Annotated in this window: 26 protein-coding genes; 17 read left to right on the top strand and 9 right to left on the bottom strand. The window is 61.9% G+C overall.

The genetic code is table 11. From position 1 onward, the window contains the following. Positions 1-43 precede the first annotated feature (43 nt). From RA26_RS04595 to RA26_RS04565, 7 genes are all read left to right on the top strand, one after another. Positions 44-1,099, top strand: coding sequence for an ABC transporter substrate-binding protein (locus RA26_RS04595; protein ID WP_052272310.1), 1,056 nt, complete (start codon positions 44-46; stop codon positions 1,097-1,099). 30 nt (positions 1,100-1,129) lie between these two features. Continuing rightward, positions 1,130-1,927: an ABC transporter ATP-binding protein gene (locus tag RA26_RS04590; RefSeq protein WP_039180584.1), complete on the top strand. Its 798-nt coding sequence runs from the start codon at positions 1,130-1,132 to the stop codon at positions 1,925-1,927. A 49-nt stretch (positions 1,928-1,976) separates the two neighbouring features. Further along, positions 1,977-2,990, top strand: a complete 1,014-nt coding sequence (locus RA26_RS04585; RefSeq protein ID WP_039180582.1) for an alpha/beta fold hydrolase — start codon at positions 1,977-1,979, stop codon at positions 2,988-2,990. Between the two features lie 480 nt (positions 2,991-3,470). Continuing rightward, a complete protein-coding gene (locus RA26_RS04580) occupies positions 3,471-4,184 on the top strand; it encodes a tyrosine-type recombinase/integrase (protein ID WP_152612567.1) in 714 nt (237 codons plus the stop codon). A 153-nt stretch (positions 4,185-4,337) separates the two neighbouring features. Then, entirely contained in the window at positions 4,338-5,018 is a 681-nt protein-coding gene (locus RA26_RS04575; RefSeq protein WP_039180579.1) for an NUDIX hydrolase, read from the top strand. Continuing rightward, a complete protein-coding gene (locus tag RA26_RS04570) occupies positions 5,018-6,037 on the top strand; it encodes an SPFH domain-containing protein (RefSeq protein WP_039180576.1) in 1,020 nt (339 codons plus the stop codon). The genes RA26_RS04575 and RA26_RS04570 overlap by 1 nt, the downstream gene beginning before the upstream one ends. Position 6,038: 1 nt before the next feature. Further along, complete coding sequence (locus RA26_RS04565; RefSeq protein WP_039180573.1) at positions 6,039-6,932, top strand: inorganic polyphosphate kinase; 894 nt, start codon at positions 6,039-6,041, stop codon at positions 6,930-6,932. A gap of 162 nt (positions 6,933-7,094) precedes the next feature. Here the strand turns inward: RA26_RS04565 and RA26_RS04560 are convergent, their stop codons facing one another. The 4 genes from RA26_RS04560 to RA26_RS04545 all read right to left on the bottom strand — a co-directional run bounded on the left by RA26_RS04560 (position 7,095) and on the right by RA26_RS04545 (position 9,825). After that, positions 7,095-7,484: a nuclear transport factor 2 family protein gene (locus tag RA26_RS04560; protein WP_039180572.1), complete on the bottom strand. Its 390-nt coding sequence runs from the start codon at positions 7,482-7,484 to the stop codon at positions 7,095-7,097. 85 nt (positions 7,485-7,569) lie between these two features. Further along, positions 7,570-8,163: a carbonic anhydrase gene (locus RA26_RS04555; RefSeq protein WP_039180570.1), complete on the bottom strand. Its 594-nt coding sequence runs from the start codon at positions 8,161-8,163 to the stop codon at positions 7,570-7,572. Between the two features lie 20 nt (positions 8,164-8,183). Continuing rightward, positions 8,184-8,792 (bottom strand): glutathione S-transferase family protein, encoded by a 609-nt coding sequence (locus RA26_RS04550; RefSeq protein ID WP_039180568.1) that lies wholly within the window; start codon positions 8,790-8,792, stop codon positions 8,184-8,186. Continuing rightward, positions 8,785-9,825, bottom strand: a complete 1,041-nt coding sequence (locus RA26_RS04545; RefSeq protein WP_082015756.1) for a PhzF family phenazine biosynthesis protein — start codon at positions 9,823-9,825, stop codon at positions 8,785-8,787. The genes RA26_RS04550 and RA26_RS04545 overlap by 8 nt, the downstream gene beginning before the upstream one ends. 83 nt (positions 9,826-9,908) lie before the next feature. Between RA26_RS04545 and RA26_RS04540 the strand changes: the two genes are divergently transcribed. Both RA26_RS04540 and RA26_RS23400 read left to right on the top strand, forming a co-directional pair. Further along, positions 9,909-10,847: a LysR family transcriptional regulator gene (locus RA26_RS04540; RefSeq protein WP_039180565.1), complete on the top strand. Its 939-nt coding sequence runs from the start codon at positions 9,909-9,911 to the stop codon at positions 10,845-10,847. A gap of 241 nt (positions 10,848-11,088) precedes the next feature. Further along, a complete protein-coding gene (locus tag RA26_RS23400; protein WP_152612566.1) occupies positions 11,089-11,469 on the top strand; it encodes a PhzF family phenazine biosynthesis protein in 381 nt (126 codons plus the stop codon). 541 nt (positions 11,470-12,010) lie between these two features. Here RA26_RS23400 and RA26_RS04530 read toward each other — a convergent pair. The 3 genes from RA26_RS04530 to RA26_RS04520 form a co-directional block, all read right to left on the bottom strand. Beyond that, the gene (locus RA26_RS04530) at positions 12,011-12,925 is read right to left on the bottom strand and encodes a methylenetetrahydrofolate reductase (protein ID WP_241482581.1); all 915 of its coding nucleotides are present in this window, start codon (positions 12,923-12,925) and stop codon (positions 12,011-12,013) included. Between the two features lie 47 nt (positions 12,926-12,972). After that, positions 12,973-13,545: a methylenetetrahydrofolate reductase C-terminal domain-containing protein gene (locus RA26_RS04525; RefSeq protein ID WP_039180560.1), complete on the bottom strand. Its 573-nt coding sequence runs from the start codon at positions 13,543-13,545 to the stop codon at positions 12,973-12,975. Positions 13,546-13,747: 202 nt separating this feature from the next. Then, positions 13,748-14,860 (bottom strand): Do family serine endopeptidase, encoded by a 1,113-nt coding sequence (locus RA26_RS04520; RefSeq protein WP_039180557.1) that lies wholly within the window; start codon positions 14,858-14,860, stop codon positions 13,748-13,750. 144 nt (positions 14,861-15,004) lie between these two features. Here RA26_RS04520 and RA26_RS04515 point away from each other — a divergent pair, with 144 nt between their 5' ends. The 4 genes from RA26_RS04515 (at position 15,005) to RA26_RS04500 (ending at position 18,867) form a co-directional block, all read left to right on the top strand. Next, positions 15,005-15,676, top strand: coding sequence for a winged helix-turn-helix domain-containing protein (locus RA26_RS04515; RefSeq protein WP_039180555.1), 672 nt, complete (start codon positions 15,005-15,007; stop codon positions 15,674-15,676). Between the two features lie 4 nt (positions 15,677-15,680). Continuing rightward, a complete protein-coding gene (locus tag RA26_RS04510; protein ID WP_039181004.1) occupies positions 15,681-17,030 on the top strand; it encodes a sensor histidine kinase in 1,350 nt (449 codons plus the stop codon). Positions 17,031-17,162: 132 nt separating this feature from the next. After that, complete coding sequence (locus RA26_RS04505; RefSeq protein WP_039180552.1) at positions 17,163-18,182, top strand: Ldh family oxidoreductase; 1,020 nt, start codon at positions 17,163-17,165, stop codon at positions 18,180-18,182. Between the two features lie 40 nt (positions 18,183-18,222). Next, positions 18,223-18,867, top strand: a complete 645-nt coding sequence (locus tag RA26_RS04500) for an alpha/beta family hydrolase (protein WP_052272305.1) — start codon at positions 18,223-18,225, stop codon at positions 18,865-18,867. A gap of 4 nt (positions 18,868-18,871) precedes the next feature. Here RA26_RS04500 and RA26_RS04495 read toward each other — a convergent pair whose 3' ends face one another. Continuing rightward, a complete protein-coding gene (locus RA26_RS04495; RefSeq protein WP_039180551.1) occupies positions 18,872-19,333 on the bottom strand; it encodes a response regulator in 462 nt (153 codons plus the stop codon). A 1-nt stretch (position 19,334) separates the two neighbouring features. Then, positions 19,335-20,810 carry a sensor histidine kinase gene (locus tag RA26_RS04490; protein WP_241482580.1) on the bottom strand — a complete coding sequence of 492 codons (1,476 nt, stop codon included), beginning with the start codon at positions 20,808-20,810 and terminating at the stop codon, positions 19,335-19,337. Positions 20,811-21,249: 439 nt separating this feature from the next. Between RA26_RS04490 and RA26_RS04485 the strand changes: the two genes are divergently transcribed. The 4 genes from RA26_RS04485 to RA26_RS04470 all read left to right on the top strand — a co-directional run bounded on the left by RA26_RS04485 (position 21,250) and on the right by RA26_RS04470 (position 25,324). Further along, entirely contained in the window at positions 21,250-22,665 is a 1,416-nt protein-coding gene (locus RA26_RS04485) for a methyl-accepting chemotaxis protein (RefSeq protein WP_039180550.1), read from the top strand. Between the two features lie 108 nt (positions 22,666-22,773). Then, positions 22,774-23,526 carry a 5-oxoprolinase subunit B family protein gene (locus tag RA26_RS04480; protein ID WP_039180549.1) on the top strand — a complete coding sequence of 251 codons (753 nt, stop codon included), beginning with the start codon at positions 22,774-22,776 and terminating at the stop codon, positions 23,524-23,526. Continuing rightward, positions 23,523-24,554: a 5-oxoprolinase subunit C family protein gene (locus RA26_RS04475; protein ID WP_039180548.1), complete on the top strand. Its 1,032-nt coding sequence runs from the start codon at positions 23,523-23,525 to the stop codon at positions 24,552-24,554. The genes RA26_RS04480 and RA26_RS04475 overlap by 4 nt, the downstream gene beginning before the upstream one ends. After that, a complete protein-coding gene (locus RA26_RS04470; protein WP_039180547.1) occupies positions 24,551-25,324 on the top strand; it encodes a LamB/YcsF family protein in 774 nt (257 codons plus the stop codon). The genes RA26_RS04475 and RA26_RS04470 overlap by 4 nt, the downstream gene beginning before the upstream one ends. The last annotated feature ends 355 nt before the right edge of the window (positions 25,325-25,679 follow it).

The following is a 25,679-nucleotide window of genomic DNA, read 5'->3' as shown; positions in this document are numbered from 1 at the left end:
AGGCCAACCAACAATGTGACGTCGCAAGGGAGGTACCGTGACGATGACCAAGAAACTGCTGAAATCCGCCAGCCGCTGCATTGCAGCCTTCGTGCTGGCAGGCGCCGCCGCCCCCGTATGGTCCGCGGAAAGTGTCAAGATCGCGGGCTTCACCTGGCCGGGCTACGGCTTCTGGCACATCGCGGCGGAAAAGGGCCTCGCCCCGGATCTGGACATCCACTACCAGACCATCGAAGACCCCTATGAAAGCTTCAACCTGGTTGCCGCCGGACAGCTTGATGTGGTTTCCTCCACCGCCGAATTCACCCCGGTCGGGGTCGAGCGCGGCCTGCCGGTCAAGCTGGTCGCATTCGGCAATCTGTCCAACGGCACCGACAAGGTCGTTGCAGGCCCCGGCATTGAAAACGCTGCCGACCTGGCCGGCAAAGAGGTCGCGGTGCTCGAAGGCGGTTTGGCGCAGATCTATGTCGCCATGTGGCTGGAGCAGAACGGCGCCGCATACGACTCCGTCGTCTACCGCAACATCATCGCGGATGATGCCTTTGCCGCCATGATCGGCGGCGGCGTGGCGGCTTCGGAGTTTTGGGAACCCTATGGCACCAACACGCTGAAGGCTTTGGAGGGCGCCAGCATCCTGACCCAATCGGACGAGCCCTTCTGGCTGAAAAATGCCGTGGTCGCGGATGGCCACTACATGAGCAACGCGCTGATCAACGACCGCCGCGATGTGGCCCTGAAAACCATGCAGGCGATGTATGACGCCATCGCCTGGTGGAAACAGAACCCGACCGAGGGCAACGAGATCATCGCCAAAGGAATGGGGATGAGCATCGCCGACGTTGAACTGGTCCTGGGCAAGGACGGCACCTCTCTGGATGGCGGGCTTTATGTCTACGACTTTATCGAAGCGGCGCAATTCTGCGGCGCGGCCCCGGGCAACCCGCCCTTTGAGCAGACCAACGGCCAAATGTCGGACCACTGGAACCTGGTCAGCGAATGGTGGGTCAAGTTCGGCCTGATCCAGGAGGTCAAAGCCCCTGAAACCGGTGTCGAATGCAGCCTGCACAAGGAGCTTTACGACAGCGGCTACCGCGGCTGATCCACCTGACCTGCAAAGAAGGGGCGCATCATGCAGTCCAGCACCATTCTATCCGTCCAGAATGTCTGCAAGACATTCCCCACACGCGGCGGCGGGGTCGAGGCCTTGCGCGATGTGTCCTTCTCGGTGGCCCGCAATGAACTCTGCGTGCTGCTGGGGCCTTCGGGCTGCGGCAAGTCCACGCTTCTGAACATCGTGGCGGGCCTCCACACCCCCACCAGCGGCACTCTCAGCCTGGAGGGCCGGCCGATCCACGGCCCGGCGCGCGAGCGCGGCATGGTGTTTCAAAGCTACACCTCCTTTCCCTGGCTGACGGTGCTGGAGAACGTCGAATACGGTGTGAAGCTGAACGGCATCCCCAAGGCGGAACGCCGCGAGCGGGCGCTGCACTACATCGGCCTGGTGCATCTCACCAAATTCCGCGACTCCTACCCCAAGACCCTTTCCGGCGGCATGAAGCAGCGGGTTGCCATCGCACGCACCCTGGCCAACGCGCCGGAAATACTGCTGATGGACGAACCCTACGGCGCGCTGGATGCGGAAACCCGGTGGCACATGCAGGAAATGCTGCTGGATATTATGCGCACAACACAAACCACCATCCTGCTGGTCACCCATGACATTCAGGAGGCGATCTTCCTCGCCGACCGCATCGTCTTCCTCTCCGCCCACCCGGGCCGCCTCAAGACCATCCTCGAGTTGGATTTCAAGAAGGGCAAGGAGATCCGCAGCAAGGAGGATCTGGTGGAACTATCAGGATACCCAGAGTGCGAGCGCGAGATCATGCAGCTGATGCGCGGCGAAGCCAAGCAGGAAGAAGACGCCTAGCACTTCACGTTCCGCCGGCGGGACCGGCCGATTTTCAAAGGGTTTCAAAATGCAGGACTATCAAATCTTTGACCTGGGAGACTTCCCGCTGCTGTCAGGCGAGGTGTTGAAAGGCGCAAAACTTGCCTATCAGACCTACGGAAGCCTTTCGCCGGCGCGTGACAACGTCATCGTCCTACCCACTTTCTACACCGGCACCAATTACCGTAACGAAGGCTTCTTCGGACCGGGGCGTGCCATCGACCCGGCGCGGCATTTCATCGTCAGCCCTAACCTGTTCGGCAACGGCCGCTCCTCCTCACCTTCCAATTCGCCCGCCCCGCAGGACGGCCCGCGCTTCCCGCTGGTGCAGATGTGGGACAACGTCACCGCCCAGCACCGGCTGATCCACGACCACCTGGGCATCGGACAGATTGCCCTGGTCGCAGGCTGGTCAATGGCCGGCTTCCAGTCCTACCAATGGGCAGCGCAATATCCGGATATGGTGCAGGCGATCCTGCCCTTCTGCGCTTCTGCGAAAACTTCAGCGCACAACTTCGTCTTCCTCGAAGGCGTCAAAGCCGCCCTTTGTGCCGACCAAAGCTGGAACGGCGGCAACTATTCGAGCCCGCCAGAGGCTGGGCTCAAGGCTTTTGGCAGGGTCTATGCCGGCTGGGCCTTCTCACAGGCTTTCTACCGAGAGGGGCTCTACCGACAGCTGGGGTTCGAGACCATAGAGGACCTGCTGCAGGACTGGGAACAGGACCACGTGCAAGGCTGGGACGCCAACAACCTGTTGGCAAAACTCGCCACCTGGCAGGCCGGCGATGTCTCCGCCGGGCCTCTTTACAAAGGCGATTTCCAAGCCGCCCTGAAGTCAATTAGGGCCCGTGCGATCCTGATGCCTTGCACTCAGGACCTCTACTTTCCGCCAGAAGACAACGAGTTAGAGGCCCGCCATATGCCAAATGCGATCTTCCGCCCGTACGAATCGCCCTGGGGTCATTGCGCGGCCAATCCAGGTAATGACTTAGGGTTCACTGCCCAGCTGGATGCCAATGTACGAGAGTTGCTAAAAGATTAGCGCTTCGGGAGTATTGAAGGGCAGTAGCTGGGTATTGGATTTTGCACGTCGCCGCATGACACCGTCGGCAGCTTTACGGATGTTGCGCTACGGCTTCAATCAGTAAGGAAAAGTCCTTTTTTGACCTTTTGTGCAGTTGGCCCGGCGCTGACAAAATGGCTGCTAAAATGGCGGGACCGTAGCAAATCTGCCGCTGTTTGTAGCCAATGCTGCGCTTTAGACTAAGGTCCGAAATTGTCCCGCTACCTGTGAATACGGGTGACCGCCCTCGCTGCAGCATGCTTGAACGGCTGGTTTTCTCGCCGCGCAGAGGCGCCGAAAATGATGCAGTCGCGGGGATTTTACTATTGCGAGCGCGCGCCGCGAGAAACTTAAATTCACGGTTTGGGCTCACACCAGACCTACTCTGCAATCATAAAGCAGCGTGATAAACTGGGCTCTCAACGTCGGGTTGGCGCTGAGGCGGATGAGAGAAACATCATAACCATCGCCAACTTGCCTGCTATTCGCGCCTGCCGACCGGCCTGGAACAAGGGCCGCGTCGTCGGCCAGAAGCGTCCCCTCATGCCCAAACATGTCCGGGCCATCCGGGTGCGGCTGGAAATCGCAATGAACCATCGCGACCTGGCACTTTTCAACCTGGCCATCGACAGCAAGCTGCGTGGCTGCGAACTCGTCACTCTAAAGGTTGCCGACATCTATGCCTCCGGTCAGGTCAAGGAACGGGCGTCTATCATTCAGAGCAAGACCAAGCGGCCGGTTCGTTTCGAGATCACCGAAGAGACGCGCAATTCGATCCTGCACTGGATGGAGGAACCGATCATGATCGGTTCCGAATTCCTTTGGCCGCGCAGATTCTACGAACGGCCGCACATCTCGACGCGCCAATACGCTCGCCTCTTGCAGGAATGGGTGAAAACCATCGGGTTAGACCCAACATCGTACGGCACGCATTCGATGCGCCGGACCAAAGTCGCCCATATCCATCGCAAGACGGGCAACCTGCGAGCGGTTCAGCTCCCGCTGGGCCGCACCAAGATGGATAGCGCCGTACGGTATCTCTGCGTTGAACTGGAAGACGTGTTGGCCATAGCTGAGGTGGTCGAGATCTTACCCAAACGGGCGGTTCTGTATGATCGGCCCAAACCGGACTTCGACCGTCCGATCGACTTGTTGCAGCGCGGCCCGTCATAGCCGTCGTTGAAGTGTCGTGCCGTATTTTTTGCTCCGCGAGCAGCAACTGGCCCGGACTGACGCATCTACTGGAAAAGGACCGCATCACGTTATTGGGGTTGACGCCACTTTGTGTAATAACTATTTAGGTTATTACTAACTTGGATATAAGATATGTCGAACCTTGAAAAGTATGCAAAACCCAGTGTTGCCGTTGACCTTGCGATCATGACGGTCGTTGACGGTCAGTTGAAAGTTCTGCTGGTTGACCGGCCGGAGGATGACGTCCCCGGCTGGGCGATGCCAGGCGGGTTTGTTCAAGTTGATCAGTCACTGGAGCAGACGGTGGAACGGGTGCTGGCCGAAAAGGTCGGGGTGCAGAACATCCATTTCGAACAACTTGCCAGCTACGGCAAGATTGACCGGGACCCACGTGGCCGGGTGATCAGTATTGTCTACCTGGCCCTTTGCCCCGCGGCAGCACTATCCGGCCAATCGCTTGCCACGCTTTGTGTAGATTGGGAAGGCGAAACCGGCGGGTCAGCACAGGTGTTTCAAAATGGGCAGGCTTTGACGCTTGCCTTCGATCACGCAGATGTTTTGGGCGACGTGGTCAAACGGCTCCGCGGCAAACTGGACTATTCACGGATCGGCTATGCCCTTCTGCCAGACAAGTTTACCTTGCGGGAGGTCCAGGAGGTGCATGAGGCGATCTTGGGCAAGGAACTTAGGAAACCCCCGTTCCGGCGCAAGTTGCTGGATCGCGGAATGATCATCCCAACAGGTGAGTTTGAAACCGGCGGCGCCTACCGCCCTGCCGAATTGTACCAAGAAAAGCCAGAGGAGAAGGATTGATGGCACAGATCAAACGTTATGTGGTCGCCAACCAGTTGCGGGCAGAAGCGTCGCAGCACATTCAATACTTCCGCAAGGGAGTTCTTAAGAAATCCGGGCGTGGTCTGTCTTTCTGGTTCGATCCCAACGGCGCATCCCTCACCGAAATTCCGATGAATGATCGCGAATTGATCTTCATGATCAAGGGGCAGTCGTCGGACTATCAGGACCTGGCCGTTCAGGGCTCTGTCGTCTGGCGTGTGTCTGACGCAGACAAGATTGCTTCTCGTGTGGATTTCGGGATCGACATCAACAGGGGTATCCGCCTGGGCAAGCCAGAGGAACAGATCAATTCCGTTCTGAACGGGCTGGTGCGTGAATTCGCCGATGCCTACCTGAAGGACAAAGGTGTGCGCGATTTGCTGGAGGCCGGGTTGTCGCCCCTGCAGGCAGCCATTTCCGCCGGATTTGACGCTGATCCATCACTGGACGCGATGGGGTTGGAGGTCGTCAGCATTCGCGTGTCGGCGCTTTCCCCAAGCTCCGAATTGTTCCGGGCCCTGCAGGCTCCCACGTTCGAGAGCTTGCAGCAGAAGGCGGATGAAGCGACCTTTTCGCGCCGCGCTTTGGCCGTCGACAAGGAGCGGGCGATTGCGGAAAACGAGCTGCAGAACCAGATCGAGCTGGCGGCGCGCCGAAAGGACCTGATTGCTCGTGAAGACGCCAATGCCCGGTCCGAAGCCGAAGCCAAGGTTGCCGCAAAGCGGATCATGGTCGAGGCAGACAGCGAGGCCAAAATCATTGAGGCCGAAGCCGAAGCCAAGCGGATCAGGGCAGTCGAACAGGCTGCAGCCGACATGGAAAAGGCTCGCATGGCTGCAATTGCTGAGGTGCCCCCTGCGGTGATGTTCGCACTGGCCGCGCAGGAATTTGCCGGCAAGCTGGAAAAGATCGACAGTCTGAACGTCAGCCCGGACATGTTGGCCAGCATTGCGCAACAGGCAAAGCTGCTGTTGGGTGCGCAAAGGGCGGAGACGTAAAATGAGCAGCCTGAACCCACGTGTCGTGCTGGTCAGCAGAGAGACCGAATACGCTGCCCTGTTGGCCAATCACGGCACACGGGGACAGGCCGAGTTCTTCCTGTCGACCCGCGGTCAGAAGATTGAGGGTCTGGAGGTGCGGGATGCATTGCAGTCGCGCGCCCTCACGGCCGCAAGAAACGCCATCCCAGAGGATTGGTCATTTGTTCAGGTCATGCGTGAAGATTTGAGCCGGTTCCTGTTCAGCGACAATGACATCATTGTGCCGGTCGGCCAGGATGGGTTGGTGGCCAACCTGGCCAAGTATCTTGATGGTCAGTTAGTTGTCGGAGTCACGCCTGATCCGGTGTCGTCCGAAGGTGTGTTGGCTCGGCACAGTGTCGACGCCCTGCCTGCTCTTTTGAGGGGGGCAGCGCATGCAGATGTGGATATCCAGGCGCGGTCTATGGTCGAGGCTAATACTGGCGAAGGCCTTTCTTTGCTCGCCTTGAACGAGTTATTTTTCGGGCACCGATCGCACCAGTCTGCCCGCTATGTCGTGCAGGCTGGAGGCTCGGAAGAGTTTCAATCCTCTTCCGGACTGATCGTTGCAACGGGCACTGGTCTGACCGGCTGGGCCAAGTCGATCATGACAGCAACCCACCGCAGTTTTGAGATCTCCCCCGAAGACAGTCGCGCAGCGTTTTTCGCACGCGAACCCTGGCCCAGCCGGACCTCAGGGTGTGACATCGCGGCGGGTGAAATTGCGCGAGACGCCAACCTCACCGTTTTGTCCCGGATCAATGAAGGCGGGGTCATCTTTGCCGACGGGATCGAGCAGGATTTCCTGCCTTTTGACTGGGGGGTCGAAGCCCAAGTTCACGTGTCCGATAAGAGGCTGTCGTTGGTCGTCTGAACTAGCCACAACATACATGTTCCGAAGTTTCACCCAACAGTCATTTCCAACTGAACTGCCGGCCCTTTGCGGACATTGAGTGGGGATGGCCGGCGCTGCAACGCAGCACGCGATATCGGACATTGGCAGGTAGCTTGGCCCGAGAATCCAGAGCGTTGCCAATCAGCTCTGGCTCTCGCTTCGGTACCACCATTCCTCCAGGCGGTTGCAGATCACGCCGTTCCGGGAACTGGAAAAGACTAACCGGAATACCCCGTCCAGTTTTACAAGCCTCCCAGAGGCTTTGCGCCTGAATGCGGCCTGCCATCCTGCAATTGCTGTGCTCCCTGTAATAGCCCAGATCTGCGCTGAAAACCTGACTTCCTCCTGCGCGTCTGCCGCACCTTCTTGCCAATACTGCCTGATTTGATCCCGGCCCGTCAGCGGTTCGCTGAACGAGGTCTCATGGTATTCTGCAGCTACCGTGAACAGGGCGGCCGCCTCGTCCGGGTCGCCTACGATCCAGGCCCTGCCATAGGCCTTCAGCCAGTCTTCAACATCCTGTTCTCTCATGCCAGCCTCCAATTTTGGCAAGTGGCCAACGCAATATCCTTTCCGCGCTGCAGCAGACCGACAGCTCTGCCGCCGGCCCGAAAAGTCAAGCGGCCAGCGACTGCGCGACCTTGATCAGCTTTTCCTCGTCGATGTCGTACATGTAACCGTAGATGTTGGCGTGTTTGGGGGTTCCGGCGAAGTCCCGCATCAATAGGACATCATGCTCAAGGGAGGCAGTGTAGTCGCTGATGCAAATGCTTTCTGCCGGGTAAAGCTGTTCAATATCGGCACCATGTTCCTGCTTGTAGGCGTCAATGATCCCCTCTTTGGTGAACGAAGTGGCGCCGCAATGGGTGTGGTGAACGATGACGATGTTTTCGATTCCGAACAGGTGCTGCGCCACTGTGACGGACCGCAGGGCGTCATAAGCCCGGCCTCCAGCCACACAAACCTCGAAGACATTTGTGGTCGAAGCGATCTTGCTGCCATTGCCGTCGGTGACAATCTCTCCGGGGTGTGTCTGACCGAACTCGTGGGCGACCAGCCGCGGCACTTGGGCGATGCGCGGGTCATAGCAATAGACGACCACGGTTTTCAGCGGCACTGCCTTGGCGAATTCCTTGCGCACCGCCGCTTCGTCAAAGCCGGGTTGCCTGGAAAAGGCATAAGCGTCGAAGCTCTGATGATTGCCACACATGTTACTCTCCTTTCATCACGTTAGAAAACCGCTGCAAGCGCGCGCTGCACCGGGAGGCGATCCTGCGCCTCATGGTACCAGCGCCGGGTGGCCGGCAAGTCCTTAAGGCGGCCGGTACCCAGCAGGTGGATCATGGGAAAAGCGGCACAGTCCGCCGCTCCGAAACGGGTGCCTCCGAGGAAACTGCAGATGCGGAGTCGCTGCTCGATGGCCGCAAGCGCGCGCGTTGCCCGCGCCTCGCCAAAGGCCTGGCCGGCGCTGCTGCCCTCTTCGCGCTCCAGGCTGAGCCCGAAATTGACGGGTGCCACCAGGTCGGTCATCACTAGGCTCAGGGCTTCAAGCGCGTGGGCGCGGTCCGCCCGGGCGGCTGGCAGCAGCTGGCCGGACTTTTCGGCCAGATACAGTAGGATCGCCAAGGATTGGCTCAGGGTGATCTGGGCGCCGTAAGGGCCTTCGCTGTCGATGATCAGCGGCACCTGGCCCATCGGGTTGAGGGCAAGGAACCCCGGCCTGTCCTGATCCCGCTCGCGCAGGTTCACAGGCACGGCCCGGTAAGGAAGCCCGGTTTCCTCCAGAGCGATCAGCACCCTGTAGGTGTTGCCGGTGGTCCATCCGTAAAGATCAATCATTTCCCCCTCCCGCTGCCGGTACCGGGCTTTGATCCAGCTTGATCTGCAGCTCCTTCATCACCGCACCGTAGCCGCCGGCCATCAGCCCGATGACCCGGCCTGCGTCGAGGTTCAGTTCAACCGTGATCTCGCTGGGCGAAGCGGGCTCCATGAAGTGGCCCTGCTCGATCAGCAGCGTTGGCCTGCGCACGCCGAGGTGGTCATACAACGCGCAGGCCAGCGGTCCGGCTGCCATGCCGGTGGCCGATTCTTCGCTGATGCCGTAACGCGGCGCAAACATGCGAGCGGTGGCGTCAGCAGAAGTAGCACCGGGATTCGGCGTGAACACGTAAAAGCCGATCAGATCCAAGGCTTCGCTGATGGCCTCGATCTGCGCAATGCCGGGTTTCACCGCCTTGAGCGCGGCACCGTCTTTGACTGCAACCAGAACAAAACTGTTGCCGGTATTGGCCAGCTTGGGAGAGAAGCGCGGATCCAGATCCTCCAGCGCCAGCCCCAGTGCGTTCAGCACATCCTGTTCCTGAACGCCCCGGTCCGCCCACTCAGACGGGTCTTCGTAGCGCGGTGCCAGCTGCTCCATATAGGCGGCGCCATCCCGGATGATGATCTTGCGCGGGCCGTCCACGGTCTCTTTCGAGGTCCCCCCCTCACTCACCCGTCCGAGCTCAGCAAGATAGCTGAAGGTGGCGATGGTTGCATGGCCGCAATGGGCAATGCGGCGCGTCGGAGTGAAGAAATCCAGTTTGAACCCTTCAGTTTTGGATCGGGACACGAAGGCGGTTTCGGACAGGCCGACCTTCTGCGCAATTTCAAGCATTTGCGCGTCGCTGAGGCCGTCCGCATCCAGCACAACGCCAGCAGGATTGCCGCCGATTGCCTGCGGCCGGGCGCCGCCGCCATTGCCAAGGCGCTTCAGGTCTTCGTCGCTCAACCCGTCGCGCCCGGCCTTCAGAAGCTCCGGGTCGCCACTATCCTTGAGCGTGACAAAACCATTGACGATACGGGCGGTGACTGTGGCTTCTGTGCGGGTCATGCTTTCGGCTCCATTTCATGAATTGCCCTCAGCATGATCCATCCCTTGCCAGGAATACATTGATATAACTATGATCCTGATTCATGAAACAGACTGACAGCCTGCTGCCGAAGCTGATCCAGAGCTCACCCTTGCTGGAGGCAATAGCCGAAGAGCAGAACTTCACCCGCGCCGCGGAGCGCCTCGGCATTGAGCAATCTGCAGTCAGCCACAGGATCAAGGCGCTGGAAGAAGCGCTTGGGCTGCCGCTGTTTGACCGCACCACCCGCCGGATCATGCCGACCGAAGCCGGCCGAATTCTGTGTGACACCGCGCAGCACAGCGGTAGTGCCTGGCGCACCGCCCTCACCCGGCTGCATGACCTCAAGACCAGCCGCAGCCTGCGCCTGTCGGTTTCGTCCTCGGTGGCGATGAAATGGGTTGTGCCCGCCCTGCAGCGCGCGCAGGACAGCGGGCTGGACTTGCTGGTCGACGTGGATGACCGGCTGGTCGATCTGCACGCAGGCGAGGCCAAGGCGGCAATCCGCTATGGGCTGGGCCCTTATCCCGGGCTGCATTCCGAACCCCTGCTGCAGGCGGTTCTGCTGCCCGTCAGCCGCCCGGGATACCTCGGGCCGGTGCCGTTGCAGGACTATTGCCGCCAACCCGGCGCCCGGCTGCTGGTGGACCGTTTCGGCGAAAGCGACGGCACCGGTTTCAGCTGGCAGGAATATTTTGCCGGCCGCGGCTGGGGTATTGAGTTCGAACGCTCCATCAACGCCTTTGCCCGTGCCGATCTTGCCATCCAGGCTGCCATTGGCGGCATGGGCATTGCGCTCGGCCGCAGCCTGCTGGTGGAAAATGATCTTGAGGCTGGATTTCTGGAAGTCGTTGGCAAGCCGGTAAAATCCCGCGCCCGCTACTGGCTGGTCACCACCCCCGCCAATGCTGCCACCGATGGGTATCAGGCCCTGCGCCAGTGGGTTCATAAGGAGATTTCAGTAAATCGCGCGCAGCAATCAAAGCTGTTCAGTACGGGCTGATCCCCATATTCATGAGGCCCGCTCATGTACATATGGTTCGCCCCGCGCCCTGTTTCTGAGCTAGCCAGCAGGCAGATGCTCAGTTCAGCGGGGGTGCGGCATGCACTATGTCCTTTGCGATGTTTTCTAGGACGGCCCGTTCTCCGGCAACAGCCTGGCGGTTTTCCCCGAGGCCCGGGCACTGGACGGCCGGCAGATGCTGCAACTGACCCGGGAGCTCAAGCACTTTTAGTCCGTCTTTCTGACAGGGCCCGCCCTCGTAAACGGCAGCCGCCCCCTGCGGGTTTTCGATCTGGAAGAGGAGCTTCCGTTTGCCGGCCACCCTTTGCTGGGCGCCGCGGCCGTGCTGCATCACCTGGAGCAGCCCGCAGAAACGGCTGAGACTGCCTCCTTTGCCTTGGGAGACCGCCAAGTGACTCTGCGTTCCGCCCGCTGTGCGGCCGGGTTTGATGTTTGGATGGATCAAGGAAAGCCTCTGTACCTGGCAAAGCTGAACGGCCCCGCCTCGCGGGAGCTTGCCAGCTGTTTCTCACTGGCGCCGGAGGATCTGGCCCCGGGTCTGCCGTTGGAAGTCGTCTCGACCGGCTGCGCTATCTGGTGGTGCCGGTTCACCAGGGCCTAGACAAGGCGGCCGTCCGGGTCCCGGATCTGGAGCATCGGCTGGCGGATGTGGGCGCCCAGTTTGCCTATCTGTTCGATGTTCGTCGGAACGAGGGGCGCCACTGGACAAACGACAGACGGATCGAAGACATCGCAACAGGCAGTGCCGCGGGTGTCATTGGCGCTTACTGTCAGGTGAAGTCCCGGCTTGGCGCCGGGGCATGCCACCAGGATTGTCGCATGTTCTAGTATCTCTGCCAGATGCCGCCGGTGCCACATAGAATTTGGCGAAATCAGGTTTTGCCGTTTCGAGGGACCGCTTTGCGGGCCCTTTTCTTTTGTCGGACGCTGTGGCTTTGGTGGTAACTCGTGCTCGATGGAGGATGGGTGGTCGCACAAGCATTTGATTTTTAATTAGTAAATTTAGATCCGGTGGAAACTCGATCAAGATTTGCAATGTGAATTTTCGGGGGTTGAACTGCCCGGTCTGGTGAAAAAGGCGCCCGCCGGGCGCCTTTTCTAAATCCGGAGACTGGCGGGTGCGTGCTTACAGGTTGCCGGAGCTATCTCTTGCGGGATGCCAGGACCCCGGATTCCCGTATGATCTCTGAGACTTCGTGTTCCTTCCGGTAGGCCATGACATGGACTCCGGAAACGCCGGCAATCTCCCGCATCTGCTGGATCAGTTCGACGCAGATCTTCTTGCCTTCCTGTCCGGGTTTTTCAGCCTTCTCCATCCGGCCGATGACTGCATCGGGCACATGGATCCCCGGCACATTCGAGCGCATCCACCGTGCTGCCCGCGCCGATGCCAGTGGGCCGACCCCGGCAAGGATATAAACCTTCTTGTCCAGTCCAAGACCCCGCACCCGTGCCATGAATTTCTCGAACAGGGGCACGTCGTAGATGTAGTTGGTCTGAATGTATTCGGCCCCGGCCTCCACCTTCTTGGCCAGCCGTTCCGGGCGCCAGTCATATGGCGGGATGCAGGGGTTTTCAGCCGCGCCCAGAAACAGCTGCGGCGGGTTCTTGATGGTGCGCCCGGACAGGAACTTGCGCTCATCCCGCATTGTCTTGATGGTGCGCAACAGCGACAGGGAGTCGAAATCAAAGACCGGTTTGGCGCCCGGCTGGTCGCCCACGCCAACTCCATCGCCGGTCAGGCACAGAACATTGCTGACGCCCATGGCCGCGGCGCCCAGAACGTCGCCCTGGATGGCGATGCGGTTCCGGTCGCGGCAGGAAATCTGGTACACCGGCGAATACCCCGCCCGGGTCAGCAGCGCACTGATACCGATCGAGGACATGTGGCAGTTGGCGCCCGAGGCATCGGTGGCATTGATGGCGTCGGCGACCTCGCCCAGCGGGCGCGCGGCCTCATAGACATCTGCAGGGTCGGCGCTGTCGGGCGGGTTCAGTTCAGCGGTGATGGCAAAGCGTCCGGAGCGCAGCACCCGTTCCAGCCGGCTGTGAGACACATGTCCTTCGGGCGGCGCGGAATAAGGTTGGGGCAAAGTATGATCCATCACTTGCTGCCTTTCACGGCCTGCGCGGGCTCCTCTGCCAGCGGTGCGGCGGAGGGCTCGTTCTCGCGGGCACCAGGGAAGGCATCCGCAATGGCGGTGCGGCGCTTTTCACGGGCTTCGCGCAGGTGCGCAGCTTTCTCGCGGCTGACCCGCAGCCAGGATGACGACCCTTCGAGGTTGCGCTCGACCGGGGGCAGCACGGTGTGAATCTGCGCGCCGCCTTTCATCCGCGACGCCCCGTCCCAGGCCAGTGCCCAAACGCATTTCATGTCCGGCTTGACCTCGCAGAAGCCGCCAGGCCTGACACCGCCGCAGGGGCCGTTGCGCAGCTGTTTGGGGCAATTCATCGGGCAGGACATGCCGGTTGACGACAGCACGCACTGCCCGCACATCTTGCAATCGAACAGCACGGTCTTGACGCATTTTTCGGCGAAGGCAACCGGGTGCTCAACCCGGTCATAGCCGATCTTTGCAAGAAGCGGGTCCAGCGCGATCATGGCGCTTTCCAGGCGTTTGTAGATCCATTCAAAGCTGCGCGAATGGCGGATGGCAAACAGGCGGATCCTGTACAACGGGCTTCCCTTTCTCCATGCACTAACAGCATCTTATTCACAGAGTGCGGCTGCAATGAACTAGAAATAGTTTTTGCAGCCTCGGTCGCCATGTTTTCTGTTGCTTGCGGACGTTCCTTTTCCGCCGGACACTCCGGTTCCACCACGGCCATCACCGGAAGGTGTCCCTGCCTGTTTCCCAGGCAGGGATAGGGTCTTAGGGTCAGGCGTCCTGGCTGGACCGGTCGCCCAGGGTCACGTCCAAGGTTACTTCCTTGCCTTTCCGCAGGACCTCGATCTGCGCTTCTGCACCCGGGGCGTTCACGGCCACCGCGGCCGTCAGGTCGCGCAGTTCATTGATTTCCGCTGTGTCGAACCGCAGCACCACGTCGCCGGGTTTCAGCCCTGCCTCTGCCGCCGGGCTGCCGGGCTCTACGCCTTCAATCACCACGCCCTTGCCGGCTTCGCGGCCCAGCACATTGGCGGCGTCTTCCGAGAGGGGCTTGATCTGCACACCGAGCCAGCCGCGGGTGATCTCGCCGTCGTCTTCGAGGTCGGCCACGATCTTCTGCACCATATCGGACGGCACTGCAAAGCCGATGCCGACGGAGCCGCCGCCCGGCGAGTAGATCATCGTGTTGACGCCGACGACCTCGCCTTCAGCATTGAAAAGCGGGCCGCCGGAGTTACCCTTGTTGATGGCTGCATCGGTCTGGATGAAGTCGTCAAACGGGCCGGAGTTGATGTTGCGAGAGGTGGCCGAAACGATGCCGGAGGTCACGGTGCCCGCAAGCCCGAAGGGGCTGCCCATCGCGAGCACCTCGTCCCCGACGCGCAATTCATCGGAGGAACCGAACTCCACCGCGGTCAGCGGCGCATCGGTATCGACCTTCAGCAGTGCGATGTCGGTCAGCGGGTCGGCGCCAATCACCTCGGCATCATGCTTGCTGCCGTCGGAGAGGGTTACAGTCACGGTTTGGGCATTGTTGATCACATGGTGGTTGGTGACGATCAGACCGCTATCAGATATCACGAAACCGGAGCCTGCGCCCTTGACCGGGCGGCTGTTACCGAAGTCCGGTGCGCGCCCGCCAAAGCGGCGCATGAATTCTTCCATGAACTTGTCATTGGGCATTTCCTGGCGGTCTGCGGCGGGTTCTGCCTTGGCGGTGACTTCGACAAAGACGACAGCCGGGGAAATGGTTTCGACCAGATCGGCATAGCCGCCCGCTGGCACGGCCAGGGCGGGGGCGGGCGCCAGAGCCATCATTGCTGCTGCTGAGGCGGCGGCGGTCAGGGCAAAGGCGAACCGTTTGGGAGCTTTGGTCTGGGGCATCTCTGTTTCCTTGCTTCACTAGGGATGCAAGGCAGATGGCAGGCCCTCATTTCAATCGCCTGACGCATTCTATACAGATCTGTAATGTGTGCTGAAACCGGATCCGGTGTAAGAACCGGGAGGCGCAGCAAAGCGGGGAATGGCTTGAAGATCCTGGTGATAGAAGATGATGCCACGACCGGGCCTTATGTGGCCGCCGGCCTGCGCGAGGAAGGGCAAACCGTGGATCTGGTCACCGATGGCCGCGAGGGGCTGCTGCAGGCAACCGCGGTGGATTACGATGTGCTGATTATCGACCGGATGCTGCCGTCGCTGGACGGGCTGAGCCTGATCAAGACCCTGCGCGGCGCCGGAGTGCGGACACCTGCCATTATGCTGACGGCGCTGAGCGGCGTGGACGACCGCATCGAGGGGCTGGAGGCAGGGGCGGATGACTACCTTGTGAAACCCTTTGCCTTTGGAGAGCTGGCGGCACGGGTGGCGGCGCTGGCCCGCCGTCCAGGGCTGCAGGAGCAGGAGACCGTTCTGCGGGCAGGGGATCTGGAGATGGACCTGGTCCGCCGCAGGGTTACCCGCGCGGGCCAGGAGGTCGAACTGCTGCCGCGCGAATTCCGCCTGCTGGAGCATCTGTTGCGCCGCAAAGGACGGGTGCAGACCCGGACCATGCTGCTGGAAGCGGTCTGGGACATCAGTTTTGATCCGCAGACAAATGTGGTTGAAACCCATATTTCGCGGTTGCGGTCCAAGGTGGACCGGCCCTTCGGCAGCGGCCTGATCGAAACTGTGCGCGGCGCGGGGTACCGTATTGCCGGATGATGCCGTGACCCGCGCGCGCGTCCTGCTGCGCTCCTCGCCGGTGCGGCAGTCTCTTTGGTTGTCGCTGCTGTTTGTTGCGGCCAGCGCGCTGAGCCTCGGAGTTACCTACTATGTGGCGCATGGCACGCAGGACCGGGCCATCCGGGAAAGCCTGATGCAGGACATGGCGGGGTTCCGCGCGACACCTTCTGCCGCGGCACTGGCGGCGCTGGTCAATGCAGAGACGGCAGAGACAGACCCGCAGCGCCGCCTGCTCAGCTACCGGCGGCCTGGCGGGCGGATCGTGGCGGGCAATGCTGCCATCATGCAGCAGCAGGAGGGATTCCGGGTGGTGGCGCTGGGCCCGGCGCCGGTGGAGATTGCGGGCCGCTTCATTTCGCTCAGCGCCTATATTCACGGCGGCCTGCTGACGGTTGCGCAAAGCGCCAGGCCGCTGGAGGAGTTGCGCCAGACCTATCTGAGGGTGGTTCTGTTCAGCCTGCTTCCGGCCATAGCCGCCGCGGTGCTGGGCGGGGTGCTGCTGGCGCGGCGCGCGGCGCGGTCGCTGGCAGGGATTGAAACCACGCTGTCGGCGCTGACCTCCGGTGATCTGGGCGCCCGAGTGCCGCAGATGCCGGGCCGCCAGGGCGATATCGCTCGCATCGGCCGCAGCGTGAACCGGATGGCCGAAGCGCAGCAGCAGTCCACCGAGGCGCTGCGGCAGGTGTCGGCTGATATTGCCCATGACCTGAAAACCCCGATTCAGCGGCTGGCGGTGCAGCTTCAGCGCCTGCAGGACACTCCGGGACTGCCGCAAGCGGCGCAGGTGCTGGCCGGCACGGCGCTGGAAGAGACCCGCGGTATCACCAGCACGTTTCAGGCGCTCTTGCAGATTGCCCAGCTGGAGGATGGCGCGCCGCGTGCGCGGTTCGAGGCGGTTGATCTGTGCGAACTGGCCGCAACCTTTGCCGAGATCTATGAGCCGGCAGCAGAGGAGCAGGGCCGCCGCCTCAGCCTCAGCCTGCCCGAGACGCCTGCCACGGTCACCGGCGACCGCACGCTTTTGGGCCAGTTGCTGGCCAACCTGATCGAAAATGCGCTCCGCCATACCCAGGAAGGTTCCGCCATCAGCCTGTCGCTGCGGCAGGAGGGGGCATCAGCGGTCCTGTCGGTGCGGGACCACGGCCCCGGCATTCCGGAAAAAGAGCGCGGCAAGGTGCTGCGGCGCCTGTACCGGCTGGAGCGGAGCCGGACAACGCCGGGCAGCGGCCTGGGGCTGAGCCTGGCGGCGGCGATCGCTGGTCTGCACGGGGCCGCATTGCAGCTGTCCGATGCCAAACCCGGCTTGCGTGTTGAGGTGGTTTTCGAGACCTGATCCGCTGCCGCGGGCCAGGACGCGCTGCAGCGCCGGATGAATGTGTTGCCAAGCGGTGTGCTTTATTCCAAGCCTGTCACTGCGGGCGCCACGGCGCCTTTTTGACCCGGCACCAGGACAGGATCTCAGTCTATGACCACCGTTTCGACAAGAACGCTCTCACTCGGCGAAGTGCGGGCATTGGCCAAAACCGTTCTTGTGTCCGCGGGCATGGATGCATCGGGCAGCGACCTGATCGCAAAGATCGTCACCTGTTCGGAACGTGACGGCCCGCGCAGCCACGGGCTGCGGATGCTGCCGGTCTATGCGCAAAGCTTCTCTTCCGGCTATGCAAATGGCGCCGCCGTCCCGAAGATCGAAAAGATCGCTCCGGGCGTGCTGCGCGGCGATGCGGACAACGGCTACTATCAGATCGCCGCCGCCGCGGCGCGGCAGGAACTGATTGCGCTGGCCCGCGAAAACGGCATTGCCGCCTTTACCTGTGCCAACTGCCATCACCTGGGCGGCTTGCGGTTTGATACCGAGCCGCTGGCCGAGGCCGGTCTGGTGGCGCTGGCGGTGATCAATTCGCTGTCAATGGTGGTGCCGCAGGGTGGCTTGCGCCCAGTGTTCGGCACCAATCCGATGTCCTTTGCTTGCCCGCGCGAGGGCGCGGCACCGGTGGTCTGGGATCAGGCGGCCTCGATGGTGGCCTTGATGGATATCCGCATGGCCGCCGCCGAAGGGCACGAGCTGCCGCGGCCTGCCGGGCTGGATCCGGCGGGCAATCCCAGCATCGACCCGGAGGCCATCCTGGAAACCCGCAGCCTGCTGCCATTCGGCGAGCACAAGGGCGCGGCGATTGCCTTCATGATCGAGGTGCTGGGCGCGGCCCTTGCCGGCGGCACGCTGTCGGTCGACAACAAGGAGCGGGAGTCCTTTGACGCGCTCAACATCAAGGGTGGTGCCACGCTGATCGCAATTGATCCGGAGCGGTTCGGCAATGCGGCGTTTGGCGAGTACATCACCCGCATCTGCGCAGAGATCGAGGGCAACGGCGCGGCGCGGGTGCCGGGCGACGGGCGCTTGAAGAAACGTGCGGCGGCGGAGGCGGACGGGATCGAGGTCAGCACCGGACTTCTGGCGCAATTGGACGCGCTGGCCGGCGTCTGAACACGTGGCCAAAGGTAAATGATCCGGCGAGGATGTTTTGATGGACAGCCCTTTTCTTCTGACCGGCGGCGGCGCGGGCCGCACCACTGTTCTGCTGGCGCATGGGGCCGGCGCCGCCATGGACACCCCATTCATGGAGGCCATTGCCGCGGGTCTTGCAGGTCAGGGGCTGCGGGTTGTGCGGTTCGAATTCGGCTATATGGCCGAACGCCGCAAAGGCGGCGTGAAGCGGCCGCCGCCAAAGGTGGAGAAGCTGCAGGCGGAATACCTGTCGGCCATCAGCCGGCTTGCCTGCGACGGGCCGCTGATCATCGGCGGTAAATCCATGGGCGGTCGTGTGGCCAGTATGATTGCTGACGGGTTATTTGCCGAGGAGCGGATTTGCGGGCTGCTCTGCCTTGGCTACCCGTTTCACCCGCCCGGCAAGCCGGAGCGGTTGCGGACGGCGCATCTGGAGGAGCTGAAAACGCCTGCGCTGATCTGCCAAGGCAGCCGCGATCCCTTTGGCACGAGGGCGGAAGTGCAGGGCTACGCACTGTCCGCGACGGTCAGCCTGAGCTGGCTGGAGGATGGAGACCACGATCTGAAACCGCGTAAAACCGTGACCGGTTTCGGCCAGGACCGCAATCTGGACGCGGCCTGCAGCGCGGCCGGCACGTGGGCCAGGTCGCTGAGGCAGGTCTAGTGGGTCAGGTCTCCGTTGCGGGCAATTCGATGATCCGCCAGTAGCGGTCCATCATATTGACAAGCTGCAGGAAATCGCGGCCTGCGGTTTCCTTGGCGATGTAGCCCGCGGCGTTCAGATTGTAGGCGGCCGTGATGTCCTGCTGGTCTTTGGAGGTGGTCAGGAAGAACACCACCACATTGTGCAGCGCAGGGTCGCTGCGCAGCTCAGCGACCAGGTCGATGCCATTCATCCGCGGCATATTAATGTCGGCCAGAACCACATAGGGGGGCGCCAGCCTGGTTTTGCCGCCGGTGCCGCGCAGGACGCTGAGCGCGTCGATGCCATCAACGGCCCGGGTGATTTCATTTGCGATATTGGCTTTGCGGAAGGCGCGCCGCACCGCCTTGGCGTCGCCGTCATCGTCATCAACCAGCAGGATGTGCAGTTCCTTGCGCGCGGCGAAAGTGCCGGTTAATTGTTCCATTTCAGTTTTCTCCATTTGCGGCGGACCTGTGCTTGGGCCAGGTAACGCTGAATTCGCACCCTTCCCCCGTGGCGGAGCTGACGGAAATCGAGCCGCCTGCCTGCTGAACATGTTTCTGGACGATGGCCAGACCCATACCGCTGCCCTCTACCTGATCCCGCGATTTGAGTGTCTGGAACATCTGGAAGATTTTCTCATGGTATTCGGTGGCGATACCGGGGCCGTCGTCTGCGACAAGGAAGGTCCAGCTCCCGTCCTGATCCTGCAGCGTCACGTTCACAGTGCCGGTGCCGGTTTCACTGTGCTTAATCGCGTTGGAGATAAGATTGGCGAAAATCTGTTTCAGCGGCATGTTCACGAGCTGGATGTCCTTGAAGGCCGGGTCGATGCGGATCGTGAAGCCGACCGGCTGGTCAACCAGCATCAGCACCTCCTGCATCAGAGCGTCGCCTCGCATGAGCTGCTGGTAACGTTGGTCATCCGCACGCCCGATCCGGGAGTATTCCAGCAGATCGTCCAGCAGCCGGTCCATCCGCGTCACCCGGGAGCGGAGCAGTTGCAGGTTTTCGCGGCTGTCCTCGTCCAGAACGTCCGCCAGATCCTCTTCCAGCCAGGTGGAGGCATTGTCGATCACCCGCAAGGGCGCCCGCAGGTCGTGAGAGGCCACATAGGCAAAGTCATCCAGGTCGCGGTTCGACCGGGACAGGTCCTCGATGAAACTTTCCCGCTCTGCCTCAACGCGCTTTTGTTCAGAGATGTCGCGGACGATGCCGCTGAACAGAATATGATTGCCTACCCGGACTTCGCTTACGGAGACCGTTAACGGGAAGATGCTGCCGTCCTTTCGTCGTCCCTGAACCTCGCGGGCGGCGCCGATAAACTTGGGCTGCGCGGTTTGGAAATAGGTGCTTGCGTAGCCATCGTGTTCCGAGTGGTAAAGGGAGGGCATAAGAATGCTGATGTTTTTGCCCGCCGCCTCTGCCGCGCTGTAACCGAAGATCTTCTGGCTGGCGCGGTTGAAGTTCTGGATTTTGCCCTGCGGGTCAAAGGTGATCATCCCTTCGACGCTGTTGTCATGAATCGCCGTCAGTTCAGTCTGTTTGCGTTCCAGGGAAATCAGAGCGGTTTTCTGACGGCAGACGACATAGGCAAAGGCCCAAAGCGCCAGAATCGTCAGCCCCCTGTTGGTCAGAACGACCCATTCGTTTATGCCGGTGCGGTGGAACAGAGCATAGCCTAGCACTGTCAGTCCGGAAGCTACTGCTGCATAGACATAGGCGGTTCCGGGTTTTTCTGCCCAGATGGTGCACAGCACGACGCCGGTATAGATCAGCCCGGCGGCCACCCCCAGGGGGGTCAGGTAGTCGAACAGAAATCCGGTAGCAACCATTGTGGCTGCTGCGGCTTGGACGCGCTGGCATTTTGGAAGCAGCCGGAGAGCTGGCTGGCGGGTGCCGGTTTGCCGGGCGTAGGTCATATGGCGAGCGGTCCCTTGGTTTGTTGCAGACGGATGGAATTCCGGTTTCTGACTGCGGCCCTGTTTGCGGCGGGCTGGCGGCTTGCCTGGAAAGAGTACATGCCCTGTGTGTTTCATCAAGAAAAATGCACTTTAAAGTTGTTTTTTTATGTGGTGAACGCGGGCTAGGCAATTCGGATCGCCACGGCAGGTCAGGCGCCAGACAAGCCAGCGGGGACCAGAAGGCGGGACCCCGGCAGGACACCCGTTCCATGCCGGGCTGAGAGGTTTTGCAAGCACTGTGCAGCACTGAGGCCGCGGCGGGCCAAGTGTGCCGCTGAGCGTTGGGCGGGGCTTGCAGGGGCGCGGAAAACCGCTTTGGAGCCGGTTAAGAAATTTCTGGCGGTTTGACGCTAGCTTTGCGCGACCCTTTTAGAATCACGAATGTGCGGAGCGATAAATGTTTTTCAAATCAAAGGCGGCCAAACCTGCAGAACAGCTAAGCAATGCAGAAATTATTGCCGGTATGGTCGACCGCACGCAGGCTACGATCCAATTTCAGCCTGATGGCACCATTTTGACGGCGAATGCCAATTTTCTCTCTGCTCTGGGGTACAGTTTTGAGGAAATCACAGGCAAGCATCACTCGATGTTCGTTGCACCGGATCTGGCGGCCAGTGCGGAGTACAAGTCTTTCTGGAAGGAATTGGCGCAGGGCCGGGTGTTTACGGATCAGTTTCCGCGGGTGACGAAGTCCGGAGAGACCATCTGGATCCAGGCCACCTATGCGCCGGTTACAGGGCCGGATGGCTCTGTCGTGCAAGTGGTGAAGGTGGCGACTGACGTAACCGTGCGCCGTCGCGGCTTGCAGGAGATTGCCCGCGGGCTGGAGGCAATGAGCCAGGGCGACCTCGGTGTCCGGGTCACGTTGTCGGAACAGGCAGACATCGCCGCGCTGGGCGAGGCGTTCAACCGGTCTGCTGAGCAGCTGCAAACGGCAATTGGGGCCGTCACCCTGGTGTCTGATGCGGTGGGGCGCACCTCCGATGAGATTTCAAAGGCGGCCAGCGACTTGTCGCAGCGCACCGAAAGCCAGGCTGCGACGCTGGAGGAGACGGCGGCGGCCATTGAGGAGCTGACCTCCACCGTGCATTCCGCGGCTGAAGGCGCCGGGAAGGTGGAAGGCATCGTGAGCGAGGCGAAGACTGCAGCGGAGCGCAGCGGCCGGGTGGTCGAGGATGCGGTAGCAGCAATGTCGCAGATCGAGAATTCCTCTGAAGAGATCGCCAAGATCATCGGGATGATCGACGACATCGCTTTTCAAACCAACCTGCTGGCGCTGAATGCGGGCGTTGAGGCGGCGAGGGCAGGCGATGCGGGCCGCGGTTTTGCGGTTGTGGCCTCCGAGGTGCGGGCGCTGGCGCAGCGTTCCGCCGGAGCGGCAGGCGAGATCAAGCAGCTGATCAGCGAAAGCAAGCAGCAGGTGGCCAGCGGAGTCGACCTTGTGGGGCGCACTGGTGCAGAACTGAAAGAGATCATTGGCAGCGTCGGCACCATCTCCAGCCATATCAGCAGTATTGCCACCGGCGCCAAGGAGCAGGCGACATCGCTGAGCGAGATCAATCTGGGTGTTTCGCAGCTGGATCAGGTGACCCAGCAGAACGCGGCGATGGTGGAGCAAACGTCGGCCGCCAGCCAGCAGCTGTCGTCTGACGCCAGTCAGCTGACCCGTGAGGTCTCCAAGTTCAGCGGCAGCGGCGGCACGTCTCCGGCAGCACTCTCGGGTGCGGAGGTGGTCGCCTTCGAGCGTCCCGCGGCGGCACCGGCTGCGGTGCACAACGAACTGCCCGCGGCGCAGGGCTGGGACGATTTTTAACACTGCCGCGGGCCAGTCAGCCGGTTCCACCTGGCTCTGCCTGAACTGACGTGTTGACACTCCGCGCCCGTGCCGCAACGCTGGCCGCAAAAATGACGGGGTGAACACATGGACAGCCAGGATACGGCTGCATATCCGCTTGTCCGACGGGCCGGGCTGAGCGGCATTCTGGTCAGCTTCGGCGGCAGCCTGAACGAGGCTTCCAACCGGGCGGCACTGGCGTATCGCACTGCGGTTGAGACGCTGAAGCTGGAGGGGGTGGTGGAGACCATGGCCTCGCTGGCTTCTGTCTTTGTCCGGTTTGAGCCGTCGCTGCTGCCGCATGAGAAGCTGGAGGCGGAGCTGCAGGAACTGCTTGTAGCGCAGGACTGGTTGCAGGCACCACTGCCGGCAGGGCGCCGGTTCTGGCGGGTGCCGACCGTTTACGGCACCGACCTGGCGCCGCAGCTGGCGGAGGCCGCGGATGCCGCAGGGATGAGCGAGGCGCAAGCGATCGACAGCCTGGGTGCGGCGCGGGTGCGGGTGCTGACCATCGGCTTTGCGCCCGGCCAGCCCTACCTCGGCTCCTTGGGGCAGGAATGGGATCTGCCGCGGCAGACTGAACTGACCCCGATGGTGCCGCGCGGCGCGCTGGTGCAGGCGATCTGCCAGTTCGTGCTGTTCTCCAATCCCGCCCCCACCGGCTGGCGCCATGTCGGCCAGACCGGTTTTACGCTGTTTCAGGCGGGCGCGGACCAGCCCTTTGCTTTGCGTCCCGGTGATGAGATGCAGTTTGAACCGGTTTCCAAGCCGGAATTCCTCAAACTTTGCGAAGATGATCCAATGCACGGCGGCGCGGCTGCTGAGGAGATCGGCGCATGAGCGGCCTCAAGATCCTTCGCATCGGGCCGGCCGCATCGGTGCAGGACATGGGCCGCCCCGGGCTGCTGGGGCAAGGAATATCCCAGGGCGGTGCCGCGGACACCCTGGCGCTGGCCGAAGGCGCGGCTCTTCTGCGGCAGGATCCGGGCCTGGCGGCGCTAGAGATGGGCGGCATAGGCGGCGAGTTCGAAGCCACTGGCCCTCTGCGCATCGCGCTGACGGGCGCACCGATGACGGCGGCGCTGGATGGCGTGGCGCTGATCTGGAATGCCTCACACCGCATGGAGGCGGGGCAGCGCCTGACTATTGGAGCAGCCCGCGCCGGCGTCTATGGATACCTGCATCTGGGTGGCGGCATTGCCACGGAACCGGCGCTGGGCGCGCGCGCTGTTCACCTGATGGCCGGCCTAGGCCGCGCGGCGGAAGCCGGGGACCTGCTGACGGCAGGCCCGGACCCGAACAGCGAAGCCGGGCTGGTGCTGGCGGCTGAAGACCGCTTCAAGGGCGGCGAGCTGCGGATCATCGATAGCTTCCAGAGCCATCTGTTCGCTGAGGATGTCCGCGCCCGTTTCACCGGCACGGCCTTCAGCCGCGGCAGCCGCGCCAACCGGATGGGGGTGGAAATGGTTTCCGAAGGGGAGGGGTTTGCTGCCGAAGGCCAGCTCAATATCCTGTCCGAGGTGATCCTGCCCGGCGACGTGCAGATGACCGGTGACGGCAAGCCTTTTGTGCTGCTGCGCGAATGCCAGACCACCGGCGGCTACCCCCGGATCGGCACTGTGCTGCCTTGCGACCTGCCCAAGGTGGCGCAGGCGCAGGCCGGTGCGGCGATGCGCTTCCGCTGGATCGGCCTAGAGGAAGGGCTGGACGCCCAGGCCAGATATGAAAAAGCCTGGAAGGCCCTTCCCGCAGCCTGCCGCCCGCTGGTGCGCGACCTAGCAGCGATCCGGGACCTTTTATCTTTTCAACTGATCAGCGGGGCCGTCTCGGCACAAGCTGACCCTTTCGCGACGGGAGAGAGCGCATGACCAAATCTGTCGACTTGAATGCTGATATGGGCGAAAGCTTCGGACCCTGGAACATGGGCGACGATGCTGCGCTTCTGGATATCGTGTCCTCTGCAAATATTGCCTGCGGCTTTCACGCTGGCGACCCGGATGTGATGGCGCGGACGATGGCGCTGGCGCGGGACGGCGGGGTGGGGATCGGCGCCCACCCGGGGTTCATGGACCTGCAGGGTTTTGGCCGCCGCAAGATGCAGGTTCCGCATGGCACCCTGGCCAACATGATCCGCTACCAGCTGGGGGCCGCCCGCGGCATGGCGCAGGCGGCAGGAACGGGCGTGCGGCACCTGAAGCTGCACGGCGCGCTCTCCAACATGGCTTGCGTCGACCACGCGATGGCGCGCGCCTGTTACGAGGCGGCGCTGGATGTCGACCCGGACATCATCATCATGGTGCTGGCTGCCACTGCCATGGAGGACGTGGTGCGAGAGCTGGGCTGTAACTGGTGCGGCGAGATCTTTGCCGACCGCGCCTACAATGATGACGGCACCCTGGTCGACCGGTCGCTGCCGGGGGCGGTGATCCACGATCCGGACCTGGCTGGTCCGCGCATCCTGCAGATGGTGCAGGAGGGGGCGATCATCACCGAAAGCGGCAAGCGCATCCCGGCGGCCATCGACACCATCTGCCTGCACGGCGATACCGCCGAGGCGGTGCAGCTTGCCGCTTCTGTCCGCAGCAGTCTGACCGTTGGCGGGATCGCCATCCGGGAATTTCCCGGACGCCGGGGCTGAGCGGGGCCGGGGCGAGGGGCAGGCCGCCGCCGTTGTAACGGGAAAATCCCGGGATTCGCGGAGCTTGAGGCATTGGATTCGAGCCCGCCCGACTCGCTTCGGAGTGTCCGGCTTGTGTGTTTTTAGGGTGTGCCCCCAATATATAGTGGAGTGCGCCCGGAGGGCAGCTCACCCCTTCGCACCCAGGCCTTGCCGCAGCCTGCTTCGCAGGCTAAAATGTGCCAATATTAGGCCTATAAGGCATTGTTTTTAAATGGTTTGGTGGAGGCTCTCTCAAAAAGTCGCAGAAACTTCAAAAAAGGGGTTGCGACTCTCCGGCGCTAACCATAGAACACCCCTCACCGGCGGCGCTGAG

The organism is Leisingera sp. ANG-M7, from assembly GCF_000813965.1.
Lineage (GTDB): Bacteria > Pseudomonadota > Alphaproteobacteria > Rhodobacterales > Rhodobacteraceae > Leisingera.
This window is presented reverse-complemented; position numbering and strand designations above follow the sequence as displayed.